The sequence below is a fragment of the Solirubrobacter ginsenosidimutans genome (assembly GCF_027587205.1).
This window is the reverse complement of record NZ_JAPDOD010000035.1, coordinates 86,297-102,377: the sequence shown is the minus strand read 5'-3', so window position 1 is coordinate 102,377 and position 16,081 is coordinate 86,297. Positions and strand designations below refer to the sequence as shown.

Genomic DNA, 16,081 nt, shown 5'->3' with positions numbered 1-16,081 from the left:
CGACTTGCCCCCGCCGCGCCGCGCGCCCCACACGCCGCCGCCCTCATCGCGCCGCGCGCCCCACACGCCGCCGCCCGCACCACGCCGCGCGCCCCACACGAGACCGCCCCCATCGCGCCGCGCGCCCCACACGCCGCCGCCCCCGCCGCGCTGCGCACCCCTGCCGCGCGGCTGTCGGCGCCGCCCCGTGCGGTCCCTCGTTTCGCCCGTCATCGCCATGGTGGGCATCGTTGCGCGGGGCGCTGCAACAGATCAGTACGTGTTCGTCACAATTCTGCGGAGTGTCTGCAACAAATCTGCTGGGAACCGCGGTGCCGGTGGATTCCGGGTGGACATTTGCCCCCATCGTGTTGCTCGCACTGGCGATCTACCTGGGGGCCTACATCTGGCGGTGGCGGATCTCGCGGGCCGAGGGCGGGGCGCGGGCGGCGCCGGTGGGCAAGCTCGTGCTGTGGTGCACGGGGATCTTCTGCCTGTTCCTCGCGCTGGTGTCGCCGATCGACGCGTGGGGTGAGCAGCTGGCGTCGATGCACATGGTGCAGCACCTGTTGATCGCCGATCTCGCGCCGATCTGCCTGACGCTGGCGCTGACGAAGCACATCCTGCGCCCGGCCACGCGGCGGATCCAGAGGCTCGAACGGGCGGCCGGGCCGTTCGGCCATCCGGCGTTCGGCGTCATCGCCTACGTCGCGGCGATGTGGATCTGGCACATCCCGGTGATGTACCAGGCCGCGCTCCGGCACTCGTTCATCCATGTGCTCGAGCACTTGTCGTTCGCGGCGGCGGGGCTCCTGTACTGGTGGCATCTGCTGAGCCCGATCCGCTCCCGACTCAGACTCGGCGGCCTCGGCCCGGTGCTCTACATGGCGTCGACGAAGATCCTCGTGGGGTTCCTTGGCGTCCTGCTCGCCTTCTCGCCTGACGTCCTGTACCACTTCTACGAGGTCGGCACGAACAGCACCCGCTGGGGCCTGAGCCCGCTCGACGACCAGCGGGTCGCCGGGCTGATCATGGCCTTGGAGCAGTCGATCGTGATGGGGATCGCGCTCGCGTATCTGTTCGTGCGCATGCTCGTCGAGTCCGAGGAGGAGGATCAGCGCGCGGAGCGCTACGGCACGGTGTAGGGCTCGCGCTCGGCCAGCACGCGCAGATTGCCGAACGCCCGCGCCGCTAGAGCGAGCACCATGACCGCCGCCCCGCCGAGCGCGACGACGTCCAGCAGCGTCAGACCGAACACCGAGACCGACGCGCCACACGCCACCGTCACCAGGAGCGCGATCAGGCCAAGCCGCGCCTCGGTCGGGCCGAGCCGGCCGTAACCAAGCGAGAAGCGCCCCAGTGCCTGGGTCTCCAGGTACGAGTTGATCGAGAGCGCCAGATACGCGACGACGAGCGCCAGCCCCGCGAACAGGTACATCTGCGAGGACAGCCCGAGGCCGAGACCGACCAGCGCGGTCGCGAACGCGTCGGCGAGATGGTCCAGGTAGTAGCCGTAGCGCGGCCGCTCGGCCCGGCGGACGCGGGCCAGGGTCCCGTCGAGCGAGTCGCCGAACCAGTGCACCACGAGCAGCCCCGCGGCGACGAAGAACGCGCCCGACGCCGCGGCCACGGCGAACCCGACGGCGGCGAGCAGCGCCAGCGCGGTCAGATGATCGGGCCGCACGAACGTGGGCAGCCGCCGGGCGATCGCCTCGAGCAACCGCTGTTCAGGCCGCGCGAGGAGAAAGGTCTTCTCGCGCGGAGCTTCGACACCGGACATCGCAACCTCCTTGTTGACCATCGTTCAACAGAACCATACACGCTTGTTGACCGACGGTTACCAAGACGTGCGGGCAGCCGTATCGAAGCGCCCCACCGCCACTGTCACCATCGCCGCCATGACCTCCCCAGCGATCCTGCGCTACACGGCGTTCACCGACTCGCCCGAGGGCGGGAACCCCGCCGGCGTCGTGCTCGATGCGACAGCGCTCAGTGACGCCGAGATGCAGCAGATCACGAAGGACCTCGCGTACAGCGAGTCCGCGTTCGTGACCACCCGCGCCGACGGCAGCTACGACGTGCGCTACTTCAGCCCCGCGATGGAGGTCCCGTTCTGCGGCCACGCGACGATCGCCACCGCGGTCGCGCTCGCCGACCGAGACGGCGCCGGCCCGCTCACGTTCCACACGCAGGCGGGCGAGATCCCGATCTCGACCCAGGGCGAGAATGGCAACATCACCGCCACCCTCACGAGCGTCGCGCCCCACGTCGAACCCGTGCCCGAGACCCTGCTCCAAGAAGCACTCGAGGCGCTCGGCTGGACCCGCGAAGAGCTCGACCCGCTCCTCCCGCCCCGCGTGTCATACGCCGGCGCCCGCCACCTGATCCTGGCGGCCAAGACCCGCGCCCGCCTCGCCGACCTCGACTACGACTTCGAGAAGCTCAAGGCGACGATGCACGCCCACGAACTCGTCACGACCGATCTCGTCTACCGCGAAGACGAAACGACCTTCCACGCCCGCAATCCCTTCCCGGTCGGCGGCGTCGTCGAGGACCCGGCCACCGGCGCGGCGGCGGCCGCGTTCGGGGCTTACCTCCGAGACCAACAACTCATCACCCCGCCCGCCACGATCACCGTCCACCAGGGCGTCGACATGGGCCGCCCGAGCCTGCTGACCATCGACATCGAGGCAAATCGCCCCGAGATCCGCGTCAGCGGCCGCGCGGTGGCGATGTGAGCGAGAGGTAGTCCGCCTGGGCGTCGGTCAGCACGTCGATGTCGACGTCCAGCGCGGCCAGCTTCAACGCCGCGACCTCACGCTCGATCGCGTCGGGCACGGCATGCACCCCCGGCGCCCAAGCACCGACGACCAGCGCCTCGCACGCCAAAGCCTGCAACGCGAAGGACACGTCCATCACCGCGGCCGGATGCCCTTCCGCGGCCGCCAGATTCACGACGCGGCCGCCGGCGAGCAGATACAACGCCCGGTCGCCGAACTCGAAGCGCTCGACCAGCGGCAGGACCTCGCGCACCGACGAAGCCGATGACCGCAGATCCGCCAATGAGATCTCGACGTCGAACTGCCCCGCGTTGGCCAGCACCGCACCGTCCTTCATGCGGTAGAAGTGCTCGCCGCGCAGCACGTCCGGCACGCCGGTGACGGTGATGAACACGTCACCGCGCGCGGCCGCCTCCAAAGCGGGCATCACCGCGAAGCCCTCCATCCGCGCCTCCAAAGCACGCAACGGATCGACCTCGCAGACGATCACGGAGGCCCCGAACCCGGCCGCCCGCAGGGCGACCCCGCGCCCCGTCCACCCGTAACCGAGCACGACCACGGTCTGCCCGGCCAGCAGCAGGTTCGTCGCCCGCACGATCCCGTCGAGCACCGACTGCCCGGCCCCGAAGCGGTCATTGAACGCCCGCTCCGCCCGCGCCTCGTTGACCGCGATCACCGGAACCGCCAGCGCGCCCTCGGCCTCCAACGCGCGCAACCGCAGCAGGCCGGTGGTCGTCTCCTCGGTCCCGCCGTGCATCCCGGCCAGCAGATCCGGCCGAGCCGAGTGCAACGCGCCCAGCAGGTCGGCGCCGTCGTCCAACGTCACCCGCGGCGCCAAAGTCAGCACGGACGCGACGTCATCCGCCCACGCGTCCGGACCGCCCGCGAACACGGTCGACTCAGCCGAAAGCGCCACCGCCACGTCCTCCTGGATCGCGAACGGGTTCGACGCGCACAGCGACACCGACGCGCCCCCCGCCTGCAACGTGCGCACCAGCACCGCCGTCTCCGACGTCACATGCAGGCACGCGCCAACGCCAACGCCCGCGAGCGGCTGCTCGCGGGCGAAGCGCTCCCGGATCGAGCGCAGGACGGGCATCTGCCCGTCCGCCCACTCGATACGGGCAAGTCCCCGATCGGAACTAGTAGCGATAGTGATCTGGCTTGTAGGGGCCCTCGACCGGCACGTCGATGTACGACGCCTGCTCCGGCGTGAGCTCCGTCAGGCGGACGCCCAGCGCGTCGAGGTGCAGGCGCGCGACCTTCTCGTCGAGGTGCTTCGGGAGGACGTAGACCTTCTTGTCGTAGTCCGACGTCTTCGTGAAGAGCTCGATCTGGGCGATCGTCTGGTTCGTGAAGGAGTTCGACATCACGAAGGACGGGTGCCCGGTCGCGTTGCCGAGGTTCAGCAGGCGGCCCTCGGAGAGCACGATGATCGTGTGGCCGTCCTTGAAGCGCCACTCGTGGACCTGCGGCTTGACCTCGACGCGCTCGACGCCGTCGAGCTTGGCCAGGCCGGCCATGTCGATCTCGTTGTCGAAGTGGCCGATGTTGCCGACGATCGCCTGGTGCTTCATCCGCTCCATCTGGGCGGCGGAGATGACGTCCTTGTTGCCGGTGCAGGTGATGAAGATGTCGGCGGTCTCGACGACGTCCTCGAGCGTGGCGACCTGGTAGCCCTCCATCGCGGCCTGCAGCGCGCAGATCGGGTCGACCTCGGTGACGATCACGCGGCCGCCCTGGCCACGCAGGGAGTCGGCGCAGCCCTTGCCGACGTCGCCGTAGCCGAGGACGACGCACACCTTGCCGCCGATCATGACGTCGGTGCCGCGGTTGATGCCGTCGATCAGCGAGTGACGGCAGCCATAGAGGTTGTCGAACTTCGACTTGGTGACCGAGTCGTTGACGTTGATCGCCGGGAAGAGCAGCTTGCCCTGGGAGGCGAACTGGTAGAGGCGATGAACGCCGGTCGTGGTCTCCTCGGTCACGCCCTTGATCGCGGCCGCCGTGCGGGTCCACTTCTGCGGATCCTCGGCGAGCGTGCGGGTGAGCGTCTCGAGGATGATCCGGTGCTCGTCGCTGTCGGCGTTCGCGGGGTCCGGCACCGCGCCGGCCGCTTCGTACTCGACGCCGAGGTGGACGAGCAGCGTGGCGTCGCCACCGTCGTCGAGGATCATGTTCGGGCCCTCGCCGTCCGGCCACGTGAGCGCCTGCTCGGTGCACCACCAGTACTCCTCGAGCGTCTCGCCCTTCCAGGCGAAGACCGGGATGCCGGCCTCGGCGATGGCCGCCGCGGCGTGATCCTGCGTCGAGAAGATGTTGCAGGAGACCCAGCGGACCTCGGCACCGAGCGCGACGAGCGTCTCGATCAGCACGGCCGTCTGGATCGTCATGTGCAGCGAGCCCGTGATGCGCGCGCCCTTGAGCGGCTGCGCGTCGGCGAACTCGGCGCGCGTGGACATCAGGCCGGGCATCTCGTGCTCGGCGAGCTGAATCTCCTTGCGGCCATAAGCGGCGAGGCCGATGTCAGCGACCTTGTAGTCGGGCGTCGTGCTAACTGCAGTCATGCGGTCTCCAGGGTGGGGGTGGGTGTGCGTTGCGCCAGCGCGGCGAGCAGCCGCTGGTGCTTCTCGCGCTCGAAGCGCAGCCAGTCGGACGCCGGAACGTCGGCGGGCGGCTGTGCCTCGGCCTCGAGCCAGGCATCGGTGGCCTCGCGCAGATCGGTCTCGCGGCGCAGCCGGAGAGCGAAGGCGAGGTCGGACAGTCCGATGTCGTACTCGTCCAGCAGTTCGCGCAAGGTGCGCAGGCGCTGCAGCTCGGCTGGTCCATACAGGCGGTAGCCGGCGGCCGAGCGGGCGGGCTCGACGAGCCCGACGCGCTCCACGTACCGCAACATACGAGGGCTCCAGCCCGTCGTGGCAGCGGCCTCGTGGATCGTCAACGCGTCCATCTGACGCCAGTGTAGCGCGACCCTGACACAGTTGTGTCAAGGTTGGCCTTTGTGAGTTATTGATGCGGCTTGGGCATGCTGTGCGCCATGTCCCCGCTGATGAACACCTTGATGAAGTTCGCCCGCTCACGCCGGGGGCGCAAGCTTGCCGCCTCCGCTATTGCGTACGCGCAGACCCCGCAAGGGAAGAAGCAGATCGCCCAGGCGCGCGAGCAGCTCGCGAAGCGCAAACGGCCTCGCTGAGCAGCGGGTCGTCGGCGCCCGCGCAGGCGCCGATGATGCGCGCGGCGAGCGGGATCTGCTCGCCCTTGAGGCCGTCGGGGAAGCCCGTGCCGTCGTAGCGCTCGTGCGCCGCGCGCACGATCCGCGCGACCGGACGCATGCTCTCCGCCGCGGCCAGGATGCGCTCCCCGATCACCGGGTGGAGCTTGGCCAGCGCGTCGGCGCCGTACGGAACGGCGATCATGCCGACGTCGCGCAACTCGGCGGCGCGCACGAGCACGTCGATCTCCTCGCCGGTCAGCCCGAGCCGGCGGGCGACATCGGCCGCGAGTTGCGGCACCTCGTCGTCGCGGGAGCCGCGCTCGGCCAGCACCTGGATCAGCACGTCGCGCGCCTGCCCCGCCTGGCCGCCGCGGCGGCGGCGCTTGCGCGCGTACATGCGCTCGTCGGCGCGCTTGAGGGCGTCGGCGGCGTCGGCGGCCTCGTCGGGGAGCACCACGAGCCCGAAGGAGGCGGTGATGCTGAACCCGTCGCCGCGCTCGCTGAGGGCCTCAACCGCGCGCCGGATCGCGGGCGCGTCCTCCGCGAGCGAGCCGGGGAGCAGCAGGCAGAACTCGTCCCCGCCCAGCCGGTAGCCGCCGAGCGCGGGCGCGAGCCGCTGCAGGAGCGCGTCCCCCGCCCCGTGGCCGAAGGCGTCGTTGTACTCCTTGAAGCCGTCGAGGTCGAAGAACGCGAGCGTGTGGGCCGCGCGGGTCGCGAACGCGCGGTCGAGGTCGCGTTCGAGCGCCCGGCGATTGGGCAGGCCGGTGAGCTTGTCGGTCGTCGCGTCGAGCTGGTTCTGACGCAGCAGCTTGTGGTTGTCGGCGATCAGCAGCGTCCCGCGGATCAGACCCGCGACGAGCGCGCCGCCGGCGAGCCAGACGGTGAGCGGTCGACCGCCGGTCAGGGCCGCGTGCATCAGGAGGACCACGGCGATCGCTCCGCCCACGACCGGCACCCCGGCGGAAGCGATGCCGTGGCCCGGCCGCACCCGCGCGGTCGACGGGTGAAAGACGGCGTAGCTGGTGACGAGGAAGGCGACGACCCACGCGACGAGCATCGCTCGGGTCGGAACGACGACGCTGACCGTCGTGAGGTCGAGCGTGACGAGGATGACCTCGCCCGCCGCGATCACCCACCACGCGCGTGCGGGCCGCCACCCGCTGAGCACGAACGCGAAGACGATCGTGGTGACGAGCGTCGCGTCACCCGCGAGCGCGGTGGCGGGGACGCGGACGCCGTTGCCCTCGAGCGCGGTGCTGACGAAGCTGGTGAGCACGGTCGCGGCCGCGAGCCCGGCGATGACGCCGTCGAGCGCGAGCGCGGTGCGCCAGCGCACGCGGGCCTGCGCGGCGACGAGCATGACCAGACCGGCGTGCGCGAACACGTAGGACGCGAGGTAGAACGCGTTGAGCTTGAACGGGTCGAAGTCGCCGATCGCCCACGTCACGTTGGAGATCGCGAGCAGGCCCCAGCCGACGCGGGTGCCCTTGCGGCAGCGGCCGGCCTGCACCGCCATCGCGAGCACCGCGGTGACCTGGATCGCGTTGCGGACGGCGGGCTCGCCGGTAGCCGCGAACACCGCGGTCGCGCACAGCAGCCCGGCGAACAGGGCGTGCGGAAGCAGAGCGGTGCGACGGATCACGTCCCCCGCAGTCGGCCTGTCCGCGCCGTTCTTGAGCGAGATCGTCAGATAGCGTGCGTTGCCTATGTCCACGGGAGCGCAGGTCATCGTCGAGGAGCTCGAGCACGCCGGAGTGGAGGTGTGCTTCGGGCTGCCCGGGGTCCACAACCTCGCGTTGTGGGAGGCGCTGCGCTCGTCTTCCATCCGCCTCGTGGGCGTGCGGCACGAGCAGGCCGCGGCGTACGCGGCGGATGGCTACGCGCGGGCGACCGGGCGTCTCGGCGTCGCGCTCACGACGACCGGGCCGGGCGCGGCGAACACGTTGGGCGCCGTGGGTGAGGCGTGGGCGTCGCGCTCGCCGATCCTGGTGATCGCGACCGACATCCCGTCGAGCTTGCGGCGACCCGGTGAGTACCGGGGCATCCTGCACGAGACCTCCGGCCAGTCGGACATGTTCGCGCCGGTGGTGAAGTCGGTGCACCTGGGCCTGACGGCTGACGCGGTCGCGAACGCCGCGGCTCTGGCGGTCGCCGACGCCGTCGCGGCGCCCACCCGTCCGGTCTACCTCGAGATCGCGACCGACCTGCTGGCGGCCGAGCTCCCACCGTCGCCTCCCGACCGCGCGGCGACCGTCACCACGGTGAGCTTCTCGCCTCGGTCGTCCGATCTCGCGGCGGCGGTCGCGGCTTTGGACGGCGCCGAGCGCCCGCTGCTGTGGGTGGGTGGAGGCGCGCGGGACGCGCCGGCGGAGGTCGCCGCGCTGGCCGAGCGCCTCGCCGCGCCGGTCCTCACCACCTACGGCGCCGCGGGCGTGCTCCCGCCCGGCCATCCTTCGGCGGTCGGACTGCCGCCGCACGCGCCGGCCGCGGGAGCCTTGTGGGACGAGGCGGACGTCGTGCTGGCGATCGGGTCCGACCTCGACGGCGTTCAGACCCAGAACTTCGCCCAGCCGCAGCCGCCGACGCTGATCGCGGTCTCGCTCGAGCCGATCGTCAACTACCGCAGCGACATCCACCTGGCGGGTGAGGCGGGTGAGGTCACGGCGGCCCTCGCGGCCGGCGTCCGCGCGCCGCGCGACGGGAGCCTCGACGCGCTGGCCGAGCGCCTCTCGAACGCCCGAGCCGACGCGTGCGGCTCGCTCGACGCGACCGCGTTGCGTTTCCTCGACGCCATCCGGTTCGCGGTCCCCGCCGACGGCGTCCTCGTCGTCGACATGTGCATCCCGGGCTACTGGCTCGCCGGCTTCCACACCCCCGCCGCCCCGCGCCGCATCCAGGTCCCGCTCGGCTGGGGCACACTCGGCTACGCCTTCCCCGCCGCGCTCGGCGCCGCCCTCGCCGGCACCGACGGCCCGGTCGTCTCGATCTCCGGCGACGGCGGCTTCCTCTTCGCCGCCGGCGAACTCGCCACCATGGCGCAGGAGCAGATCCCCCTGACCGCGGTCATCGTCGATGACGGCGGCTACGGCATGCTCCGCTACGACCAGCAGAAAGCGGGCGCCGAGACCTACGGCGTGGACCTCCACACCCCCGACTTCGCCGCCCTCGCCGCCGCCTTCGGCCTGGAGTCCGAAACCGTCGACGGCCTCGACGACGCCTTCGGCGAAGCCCTCGCCCGCCACACCGCCGACCCCACCCCCTCGGTCCTCGTCGCCCGCACCCCGGTCCCGCTCGTCCCGCCGCCCAACACCTCGCCGAACTGGTACCGCCGCCGCCACTGAACTTAAAGGGACAGTCCCTTTAGGTTCGCGTACGCCTCTGTGAAGTCGGCGTAGCGCTTCAGCGGATCGCCGCCGGTGTCCGCGAAATACTCGAGGAGCCGGTTCCGGTCGAGCCACGGTGGCCCGGTCTCGTCGAGGATCGCGGCATGGCTGCTCCACGGCCAGGCGGCTGCGACGCGCACGAGGCCGGCCTCGACGGGATTGCTCGCGATGTAGGCCGCGGTGACCCAGAGCTGCGCGTCACTCTCGATACGCGTCGCCCAGTACCGACCTTGGAACAGGTGTCCGACCTGATCGTGATGGCTGTTGAAGGACTGGGCGTACGTCCCTTGCAGCCGCTGCATGCCGAACCCGAGATTCGGCGTTCGCGTCTCGATCAAGAGGTGGACGTGATTGCTCATCAGGCAATAGGTCAGGCACCGCCACCGGTTCCAGATCGTCACGCGGCCAACGAGCGCGAGATACCGCCGCCAATCGGTGTCGTGAACAAAGATCGCCTCGCGGCGGTTGCCGCGAGCCGTGACGTGGTAAAGGCCGCTTTCGTATTCGGCGCGTGGTTTACGAGGCACACGTTCTCTAGCCCGTCGCGGCCCGGTCTCGCCCCCCGTCGGAACATAAAGGGACAGTCCCTTTAAGTCGTAGGTTGGAGACGCCGCCGGCGGGCGGGTATTCACGGGCCGGAAGGGTTGGCGGTCGGCCGCCAGGGCGGGTGGTGGGTAGCGCGGTGTCGGGGCTCGTGGGGCGGCCGTAGGTTCGGACGCGACCTTCGAACCTTCAGGAGTGACCGTGATCAAGAAGCATTTCCGGCGGCGGACGGTGGCGTTGATGGTGCCGGTGGTGGTGGCCGTGGGGGCGGGCTCGGCGATTGCCGCGACGGCGAACGACGGTGCCGTGATCCGGGCGTGCGCGGCCAAGAGCGGGAAGTCGCTGCACCTCGCGAACGCGGATGGGAAGTGCGGGAAGGGCGAGACGGTGCTGGCGTGGAACCAGACGGGTCCCGCTGGGGCAGCCGGCGCTCCGGGACCCGTGGGTCCTGCCGGTGCGGCGGGTCCCGCCGGGCCGGCGGGTGCGGCCGGCGACGGGACGAACGTCGTGGGTGGCGAGACGCTGGTCGGCGGGCAGGCGGATGGGTTCCTGAAGATCGACGGCATCGCCGGGGAGAGCGCCGACCCGGCGCACGCCGGCGAGATCGACGTCAAGGCGTTCGGCTTCGGGGGCAAGAACTCGGCCGGCGGCGGCGCGAGCGGCGGCGGCGGCGCGGGCAAGGTCGCGTTCTCCGACGTGACGTTCTCCAAGCTCTACGACGCGTCCTCGCCGAAGCTGTTCCAGCGCCTGGCCACGGGTCAGCACATCCCGTCGGTGACGTTCAGCTTCCGCCGCCCGGGCGGCGCAAACGGCGCGCAGTTCCTCACGTACAAGCTCAGCGACGTCATCGTCAGCAGCTACGACCAGGGCGGTTCGAAGGAGCGCCCGCTGCTCGAGCGCGTCGAGCTGAACTTCGCCAAGGTCGAGATCAGCTACACGCCCGCGGGTGGGGCGCCGATCACGGCCGGCTTCGACGTGAAGGCGAACAAGAGCCTCTAGCCGAACAAACCGCCGCAAGTGGTCGCTCGTCCCCCCACAGCGGGGACGAGCGACCACGAGGCGCAAGGTCTAGAGGCGGAAGTCCGGGTCGGCCGGAAGCTCGACGTTGTCCATCTGGGCCTTTTGGAGCTTGCCCGCGTAGTCCCAGTTCATCGACTGCCAGCGGGTGAACTGGTCGAGCACCCAGATGCCGGACTGGCGGGAGCCGTTGCCGGACTTGCCGTTGCCGCCGAACGGCAGGTGGGCCTCGGCGCCGCTGGTCGAGTTGTTGACGGAGACCATGCCCGCGGTGATGCGCTCGCGGAACCTGAAGGCGTTCTCGCCCGAGCGGGTGTAGATCGCCGACGAGAGCCCGTAGCCGTGGCCGTTGGCCAGCTCCATCGCCTCGTCGAACGTCGAGAAGCGCGCCACACCGACGATCGGCCCGAACGTCTCGGTCGAATAGATCTCATCGGAAGCCGTCACACCCACGACCAGGGTCGGGTGGTAGAAGATGCCGGCGTCCGCGTCACCCACGAAGCCGGCACGCGGGTTCGACGACGTGATCCGCCCACGCGAGGACGAGCCGTACACGACGTGGTGATCCTGGACGAGCCCGAGCCAGTCCTCGAACCGCTCGGCGAAGCGCTCGTGGATCATCGGCCCGTACAGCACGTCGCCGAACGGATCGCCGATCGGCGAGGACTCCAGACGCGCGGACAGCTTCGTCACGAACTCGTCGAACACGGACTCGTGCACGATCGCCGTTCCCAGAGACGTGCACCGCTGACCCGCCGTGCCGAACCCGCCGAACAGCGCGCCCTCCACGGCCAGATCGACGTCGGCATCGTCCATCACGACCATCGGGTTCTTGCCGCCGAGCTCCAGGCACGGCGACTGCAGGTTGCGCCCGCACAGCTCGCCGATCCGAGAACCGACCGCGCTCGACCCCGTGAAACCGACCTTGTCGATCAGCCCCTCCGACATCGCCGCCGAAAGCCCTTCGAACGTCGACTCCCCCGACGCCTGCACGACGTTCAAAACGCCCCCGGGCACCCCACCCGCCAGGAACAGCCGCGCCAGCGCGTCGCCCAACGCGGCCGAGTACTCCGCCGGCTTCCACACGACCGAGTTGCCGCACAGGATCGCCGGCACCAGGTACCAGGCCGGAACCGCGACCGGGAAGTTGCCCGCGGTGATGATCGCCGCCACACCCACCGGCATCCGGAACGTGAAGAGCTGCTTGTCCGGCATCTCCGACGGCACGGTCTGCCCGTAGAGCCGCCGCCCCTCGCCGAGGAAGAAGTCGCAGGTGTCGATGATCTCCTGCACCTCGCCCAGCGCCTCGGGATAGGGCTTGCCGATCTCGCGCGTGACCAGAGAAGCGAGCGCTTCCTTGTTGGCCTCGACCAGCCGCCCCACCTGCGCGATCACCCGCCCGCGCGCCGGAGCGGGAACCGCGGCCCACGCCTTCTGCGCGGCCCGCGCGGCACGCGCGGCGTCGACGAATGTGGCCGCGTCTCCCAGCGCAACTGAGGCGACGACTTCCGAAGTCACGGCGGGATTCGTGGAAGTCAGGGTGCCGCCGGGAGCGTCGGTGCGCGCTTCGCCGTCCACGATGGAGGCGACCTGAAGCACGCCCGCGGCCCCGGAAGTGGGCTCGGAGGCGATGGAGGACATGGCCAGGCACGGTAGCTGGCCAGCACCCGTCCTCCGGTACGGAGAACTCCCCTAGGACACAGGAGCGGCCGACAACGCGGCCTTGACCGCGTCGATGCCCGGGATGTCGACCGGGTCGGCCCCGCGCAGCACCGCGGCGTAGATCGTCACGAGATCCCCGAGCAGGACGAGCGAGACGAGGCGCTCCACGGGGGTCGAGCCGCGCGCCGTCACCCGCACCACGGGGTCCGCGCCGGCCGACGCGACCTCCGCCGTCAGCTCCGCCCGCAGCACGTTGCGCGGGTGCGCCTCCGGGTCCTCCAAGGACACGTACGAGAAGCGGCCCAACTCCGCCGCCGCCTCCCACCCGACGACCTCGTTGTGGTCGGCCTCAGGCAAGGACGCGGCGAACGCCGGCAGCTCGGCGTTCTCGTTGAACTGGCACTTCCAGCGGTACGCGGCGGCGGACGCGAGCTCGGCGCCGACGATCACCGGGACGGTCCCGTGCAACGAGCGGGCGATCGACTTCGCCTCGCTGTCCTCAGGCGCGTCGGGCCCCCACTCCAGCACGAGCGAGTCGACCAGCGCCGCGGCCGCCTCGATCTCCGAGCGCACGGAGGGCGCCGCTCCCGCCAGGAACGCCGCCTCCAAAGCACTGACCAGCGCGTAGCCGATCGCCGCTCGCGGCTGGAAGCCGCCGGGGATCGGCACGACCGGCGCGCCGTCCGCCCGCGCGCGCGCCACCAAAGCCCCGCCCGTCGAGGCGACGAGCCGCGGCGCCCCGCGATCCACGGCGTCGTCGTAGGCGGACAACGTCTCTTCCGTGTTGCCGGAGTAGCTGGAGGCGAAGACGAGCGTCGACGGCCCCGCCCACCCGGGCAGCAGATAGTCGTCGGAGATGTACATCGGCCGCGTCAGCCGCGAGCCGAGCACGCCCCGCGCCAGCCGCGCACCCGACGCCGACCCGCCCATCCCGGCCACGATCAGCCCGCCGGGCGTGTCGAACGGCCGCGCGCCGGAGGAGTCCACCCGCCACAGGGCGTCCGTCAGGTGCTCGGAGAGCTCGAGCACCTCGTCGATCTGCCCGGTCGAGTCGACCGCGGCGATGGCTTCGCGTGTAAGTGATCCCATCAGAACTTGAGCGCCCCGTCGGGCAGCGTCACGCCCGGGAAGATCCGCGCGCCGTTGGAGACGACGTTGTCCGCCCCGAGCACCACGCCCGCGCCGATGACGCTCATCCCGTCGATGACGCAATGATCGCCGATCGACGCGCCGGCGGCGACGATGCACCCGCGCAGGGTGCAGTGGGCGCCGATCGTCGCGCCCGCCATCACGACGGAGCTCTCGATCGTCGTCCCCTCACCCACCACGACGCCGTGTTCGAGCACCGCGCGCCCGCCGATCCGCGCGCCCGCGCCGATCCGGCAATCGCCCTCGACCAGCGCCGACGGGACGATTCGACCCTGCGAAGACACCCCGTCCTCGACGCACACGAACGACGAACCCATGCGCGCCCCCACGGACGTCGAGACGGAGCCCTCGAGGATGTCGAACGTCGCTTCCAAATAGCGCTCGGGCGTCCCGATGTCCTTCCAATATCCGGGGCAGACGTGCCCGAACAGCCCCTCACCCACAAGCGAAGGGAAGACGTCGCGCTCGATCGAGGCCGGCGCACCCGCCTGCAACAAGTCCAGCACCGACTTCTCCAGCACATACACGCCCGCGGAGATGTTGTTGGTGTCGATCTGGTCGGGCGCCGGCTTCTCGACGAACTCCGTCACGGACCCGTCGGCGGCCAGCCGGACGAGCCCGTAGGCCGACGGATCCTCGACCGGGTACAGGGCCAGGGTCGCCCGCGCCCCGGAAGCCAGGTGCGCAGCGACCTGCGACGACACGTCGATGTCGGTCAGCACGTCCCCGTTGAGCATCAGAAAGCGGTCATCCAGGAGATCTTCGGCGAACTTCAGCGCTCCACCGGTCCCCAACGGGCGGGGCTCCTCCAAGTAGCGAAGACGGACGCCCAGCGACGAGCCGTCTCCGAGCACGGAGCGCACCCCGTCGGCCAGATGCCCGCAGGACATCACGACGTCATCGACGCCGTGACCGCGCAGCCAGTCGAGCATGAACACGATGAACGGCCGGTCGACGAGCGGGACGACGGGCTTGGGCACCGTGGATGTGAGCGGCCGCAGCCGTGTTCCCTCGCCCCCCGCGAGGATCAACGCCTGCATCAGCTGTTTCCGCCCCGCCCGATCCCCTCGTACACGAGTCCGGCGGCCCGTACCGCGGCGGGGTCGTACAGGTTGCGGCCGTCGACCAGCAGGTCGCCGCGCATCGCGCCGGCCAGCGCCGCCAGGTCGAGCTCGGCGAACTCAGGCCATTCCGTGACGAGCACGACGGCGTCGGCGCCGTCGACGGCGTCGGCGGCGCTCTCGGCGAAGCGCACGCCGCGGATGAGCTTGCGGGCCTCGCCCTCGGCGACCGGGTCGTACGCGCGCACGTGCGCGCCCGCGGCCTGCAGCCGCGACGACAGCACGAGCGAGGACGCTTCGCGCATGTCGTCGGTGTTGGGCTTGAACGCCAGACCGAGCAGAGCGATCTGCTTGTCGACGAGGCGCCCGAGATGCTTCTCGAGCTTGGCGATCACACGCCGCTTCTGCAGCTCATTGACTTCGATGACCGAATTCAACAGCTGGAAGTGGTAGCCCGAGTTACCGGCGAGTTGCTTGAGCGCGGTGACGTCCTTGGGGAAGCACGACCCGCCGAAGCCGATCCCGGCCTGGAGGAACTTCGGGCCGATGCGGTTGTCCAACCCCATCCCGCGGGCGACCTCGACCACGTCGGCGCCGGTCTCCTCGCACACGTTGGCGATCTCGTTGATGAAGGAGATCTTGGTCGCCAGGAACGCGTTGGAGGCGAGCTTGACCATCTCGGCGCTCTTGATGTCGGTGCGCACGAGCGGCGCGTCCAGCGGCGCGTAGAGCTCGACGACCGCGTCGCCGGCCCAGTCGCCCTCGTCGCCCACGACGACGCGGTCGGGCTCGAGGAAGTCCTTGATCGCCGAGCCCTCCTTGAGGAACTCGGGGCACGACACGTACCGGAAGCCCTTGGCCTGCTCGGCGAAGGCGCGCTGGATCGTCTCCCCCGTGCCGACCGGCACGGTCGACTTCATCACGAGCGCGTGATGATCGGAAGCCGGCATCGACTCGACGACGGCATGGACCGCGGAGAGATCCGCGTCGCCGGAGTAGGTGGGCGGCGTGCCGACGGCGACGAAGAGCAGGCGCGCGTGCTCGAGCGCGTCCGCGAGATCGGTGGAGAAGTGCAGCCGCGAGCGATGGCGCTCGACGAGCTCGGACAGCCCCGGCTCCCAGATCGGCATCTTGCCCTGCTTGAGGCCTTCGATCTTGGCCTCGTCGATGTCGATGCAGTAGACGTCGTTGCCCAGCTCGGCGAACCCGGCCGCGGTTACGAGGCCGACGTATCCCGTGCCGATCACGCCGATCGGCTCTCGATTCGTGGTCATGAGGGCGATCAGGGTAGCT

14 protein-coding genes and 1 pseudogene are annotated in these 16,081 nt (G+C 70.5%); 4 read left to right on the top strand and 11 right to left on the bottom strand.

Annotated elements, in window-relative coordinates:
* Positions 1-213, bottom strand: a pseudogene (locus OM076_RS30240) (hypothetical protein); the annotation flags it as partial.
* A 134-nt stretch (positions 214-347) separates the two neighbouring features.
* Between OM076_RS30240 and OM076_RS30235 the strand changes: the two are divergent.
* Complete coding sequence (locus OM076_RS30235) at positions 348-1,124, top strand: cytochrome c oxidase assembly protein (RefSeq protein ID WP_270043860.1); 777 nt, start codon at positions 348-350, stop codon at positions 1,122-1,124.
* On the opposite strand, the gene OM076_RS30230 is transcribed toward OM076_RS30235, so the two are convergent.
* Positions 1,109-1,759 (bottom strand): CDP-alcohol phosphatidyltransferase family protein, encoded by a 651-nt coding sequence (locus OM076_RS30230; RefSeq protein WP_270043859.1) that lies wholly within the window; start codon positions 1,757-1,759, stop codon positions 1,109-1,111. The two genes, OM076_RS30235 and OM076_RS30230, sit on opposite strands and share 16 nt — an antisense overlap.
* A 118-nt stretch (positions 1,760-1,877) precedes the next feature.
* Here OM076_RS30230 and OM076_RS30225 point away from each other — a divergent pair, with 118 nt between their 5' ends.
* Positions 1,878-2,717, top strand: a complete 840-nt coding sequence (locus OM076_RS30225; RefSeq protein ID WP_270043858.1) for a PhzF family phenazine biosynthesis protein — start codon at positions 1,878-1,880, stop codon at positions 2,715-2,717.
* Here OM076_RS30225 and OM076_RS30220 read toward each other — a convergent pair.
* The 4 genes from OM076_RS30220 to OM076_RS46385 form a co-directional block, all read right to left on the bottom strand.
* Positions 2,692-3,912 (bottom strand): adenosylhomocysteinase, encoded by a 1,221-nt coding sequence (locus OM076_RS30220; protein ID WP_270043862.1) that lies wholly within the window; start codon positions 3,910-3,912, stop codon positions 2,692-2,694. The two genes, OM076_RS30225 and OM076_RS30220, sit on opposite strands and share 26 nt — an antisense overlap.
* Positions 3,902-5,326, bottom strand: coding sequence for an adenosylhomocysteinase (gene ahcY, locus OM076_RS30215; RefSeq protein WP_270043857.1), 1,425 nt, complete (start codon positions 5,324-5,326; stop codon positions 3,902-3,904). The genes OM076_RS30220 and ahcY overlap by 11 nt, the downstream gene beginning before the upstream one ends.
* Positions 5,323-5,709 (bottom strand): MerR family transcriptional regulator, encoded by a 387-nt coding sequence (locus OM076_RS30210; protein WP_270043856.1) that lies wholly within the window; start codon positions 5,707-5,709, stop codon positions 5,323-5,325. Before OM076_RS30210 ends, ahcY begins: the two co-directional genes overlap by 4 nt.
* A 157-nt stretch (positions 5,710-5,866) precedes the next feature.
* A complete protein-coding gene (locus tag OM076_RS46385) occupies positions 5,867-7,687 on the bottom strand; it encodes a bifunctional diguanylate cyclase/phosphohydrolase (protein WP_270043855.1) in 1,821 nt (606 codons plus the stop codon).
* Here OM076_RS46385 and OM076_RS30200 point away from each other — a divergent pair.
* A complete protein-coding gene (locus OM076_RS30200; RefSeq protein ID WP_270043854.1) occupies positions 7,680-9,314 on the top strand; it encodes a thiamine pyrophosphate-binding protein in 1,635 nt (544 codons plus the stop codon). The genes OM076_RS46385 and OM076_RS30200 overlap by 8 nt on opposite strands.
* A 2-nt stretch (positions 9,315-9,316) precedes the next feature.
* Here OM076_RS30200 and OM076_RS30195 read toward each other — a convergent pair whose 3' ends face one another.
* The gene (locus OM076_RS30195; protein ID WP_270043853.1) at positions 9,317-9,883 is read right to left on the bottom strand and encodes a transposase; all 567 of its coding nucleotides are present in this window, start codon (positions 9,881-9,883) and stop codon (positions 9,317-9,319) included.
* 211 nt (positions 9,884-10,094) lie between these two features.
* Between OM076_RS30195 and OM076_RS30190 the strand changes: the two genes are divergently transcribed.
* Positions 10,095-10,898, top strand: coding sequence for an Hcp family type VI secretion system effector (locus tag OM076_RS30190; RefSeq protein ID WP_270043852.1), 804 nt, complete (start codon positions 10,095-10,097; stop codon positions 10,896-10,898).
* A gap of 69 nt (positions 10,899-10,967) precedes the next feature.
* Here OM076_RS30190 and OM076_RS30185 read toward each other — a convergent pair whose 3' ends face one another.
* The 4 genes from OM076_RS30185 to OM076_RS30170 are packed head-to-tail and all read right to left on the bottom strand — an operon-like array spanning position 10,968 to position 16,062.
* Positions 10,968-12,557, bottom strand: coding sequence for an aldehyde dehydrogenase family protein (locus tag OM076_RS30185; RefSeq protein ID WP_270043851.1), 1,590 nt, complete (start codon positions 12,555-12,557; stop codon positions 10,968-10,970).
* 51 nt (positions 12,558-12,608) lie between these two features.
* Positions 12,609-13,667 (bottom strand): bifunctional phosphoglucose/phosphomannose isomerase, encoded by a 1,059-nt coding sequence (locus OM076_RS30180; RefSeq protein ID WP_270043850.1) that lies wholly within the window; start codon positions 13,665-13,667, stop codon positions 12,609-12,611.
* A complete protein-coding gene (locus tag OM076_RS30175) occupies positions 13,667-14,767 on the bottom strand; it encodes a sugar phosphate nucleotidyltransferase (RefSeq protein WP_270043849.1) in 1,101 nt (366 codons plus the stop codon). The genes OM076_RS30180 and OM076_RS30175 overlap by 1 nt, the downstream gene beginning before the upstream one ends.
* On the bottom strand, positions 14,767-16,062 hold the full coding sequence (locus OM076_RS30170; RefSeq protein WP_270043848.1) for a UDP-glucose dehydrogenase family protein: 1,296 nt from the start codon (positions 16,060-16,062) through the stop codon (positions 14,767-14,769). Before OM076_RS30170 ends, OM076_RS30175 begins: the two co-directional genes overlap by 1 nt.
* Positions 16,063-16,081: the final 19 nt, after the last annotated feature.

Excerpts from the sequence above, each read along its gene's own strand:
- OM076_RS30230 (WP_270043859.1), bottom strand. The coding sequence starts at position 1,759 with ATGTCCGGTGTCGAAGCTCCGCGCGAGAAGACCTTTCTCCTCGCGCGG.
- OM076_RS30225 (WP_270043858.1), top strand. The coding sequence starts at position 1,878 with ATGACCTCCCCAGCGATCCTGCGCTACACGGCGTTCACCGACTCGCCC.
- ahcY (WP_270043857.1), bottom strand. The coding sequence starts at position 5,326 with ATGACTGCAGTTAGCACGACGCCCGACTACAAGGTCGCTGACATCGGC.
- OM076_RS30210 (WP_270043856.1), bottom strand. The coding sequence starts at position 5,709 with ATGGACGCGTTGACGATCCACGAGGCCGCTGCCACGACGGGCTGGAGC.
- OM076_RS30200 (WP_270043854.1), top strand. The coding sequence starts at position 7,680 with ATGTCCACGGGAGCGCAGGTCATCGTCGAGGAGCTCGAGCACGCCGGA.
- OM076_RS30185 (WP_270043851.1), bottom strand. The coding sequence starts at position 12,557 with ATGTCCTCCATCGCCTCCGAGCCCACTTCCGGGGCCGCGGGCGTGCTT.
- OM076_RS30180 (WP_270043850.1), bottom strand. The coding sequence starts at position 13,667 with ATGGGATCACTTACACGCGAAGCCATCGCCGCGGTCGACTCGACCGGG.
- OM076_RS30175 (WP_270043849.1), bottom strand. The coding sequence starts at position 14,767 with ATGCAGGCGTTGATCCTCGCGGGGGGCGAGGGAACACGGCTGCGGCCG.
- OM076_RS30170 (WP_270043848.1), bottom strand. The coding sequence starts at position 16,062 with ATGACCACGAATCGAGAGCCGATCGGCGTGATCGGCACGGGATACGTC.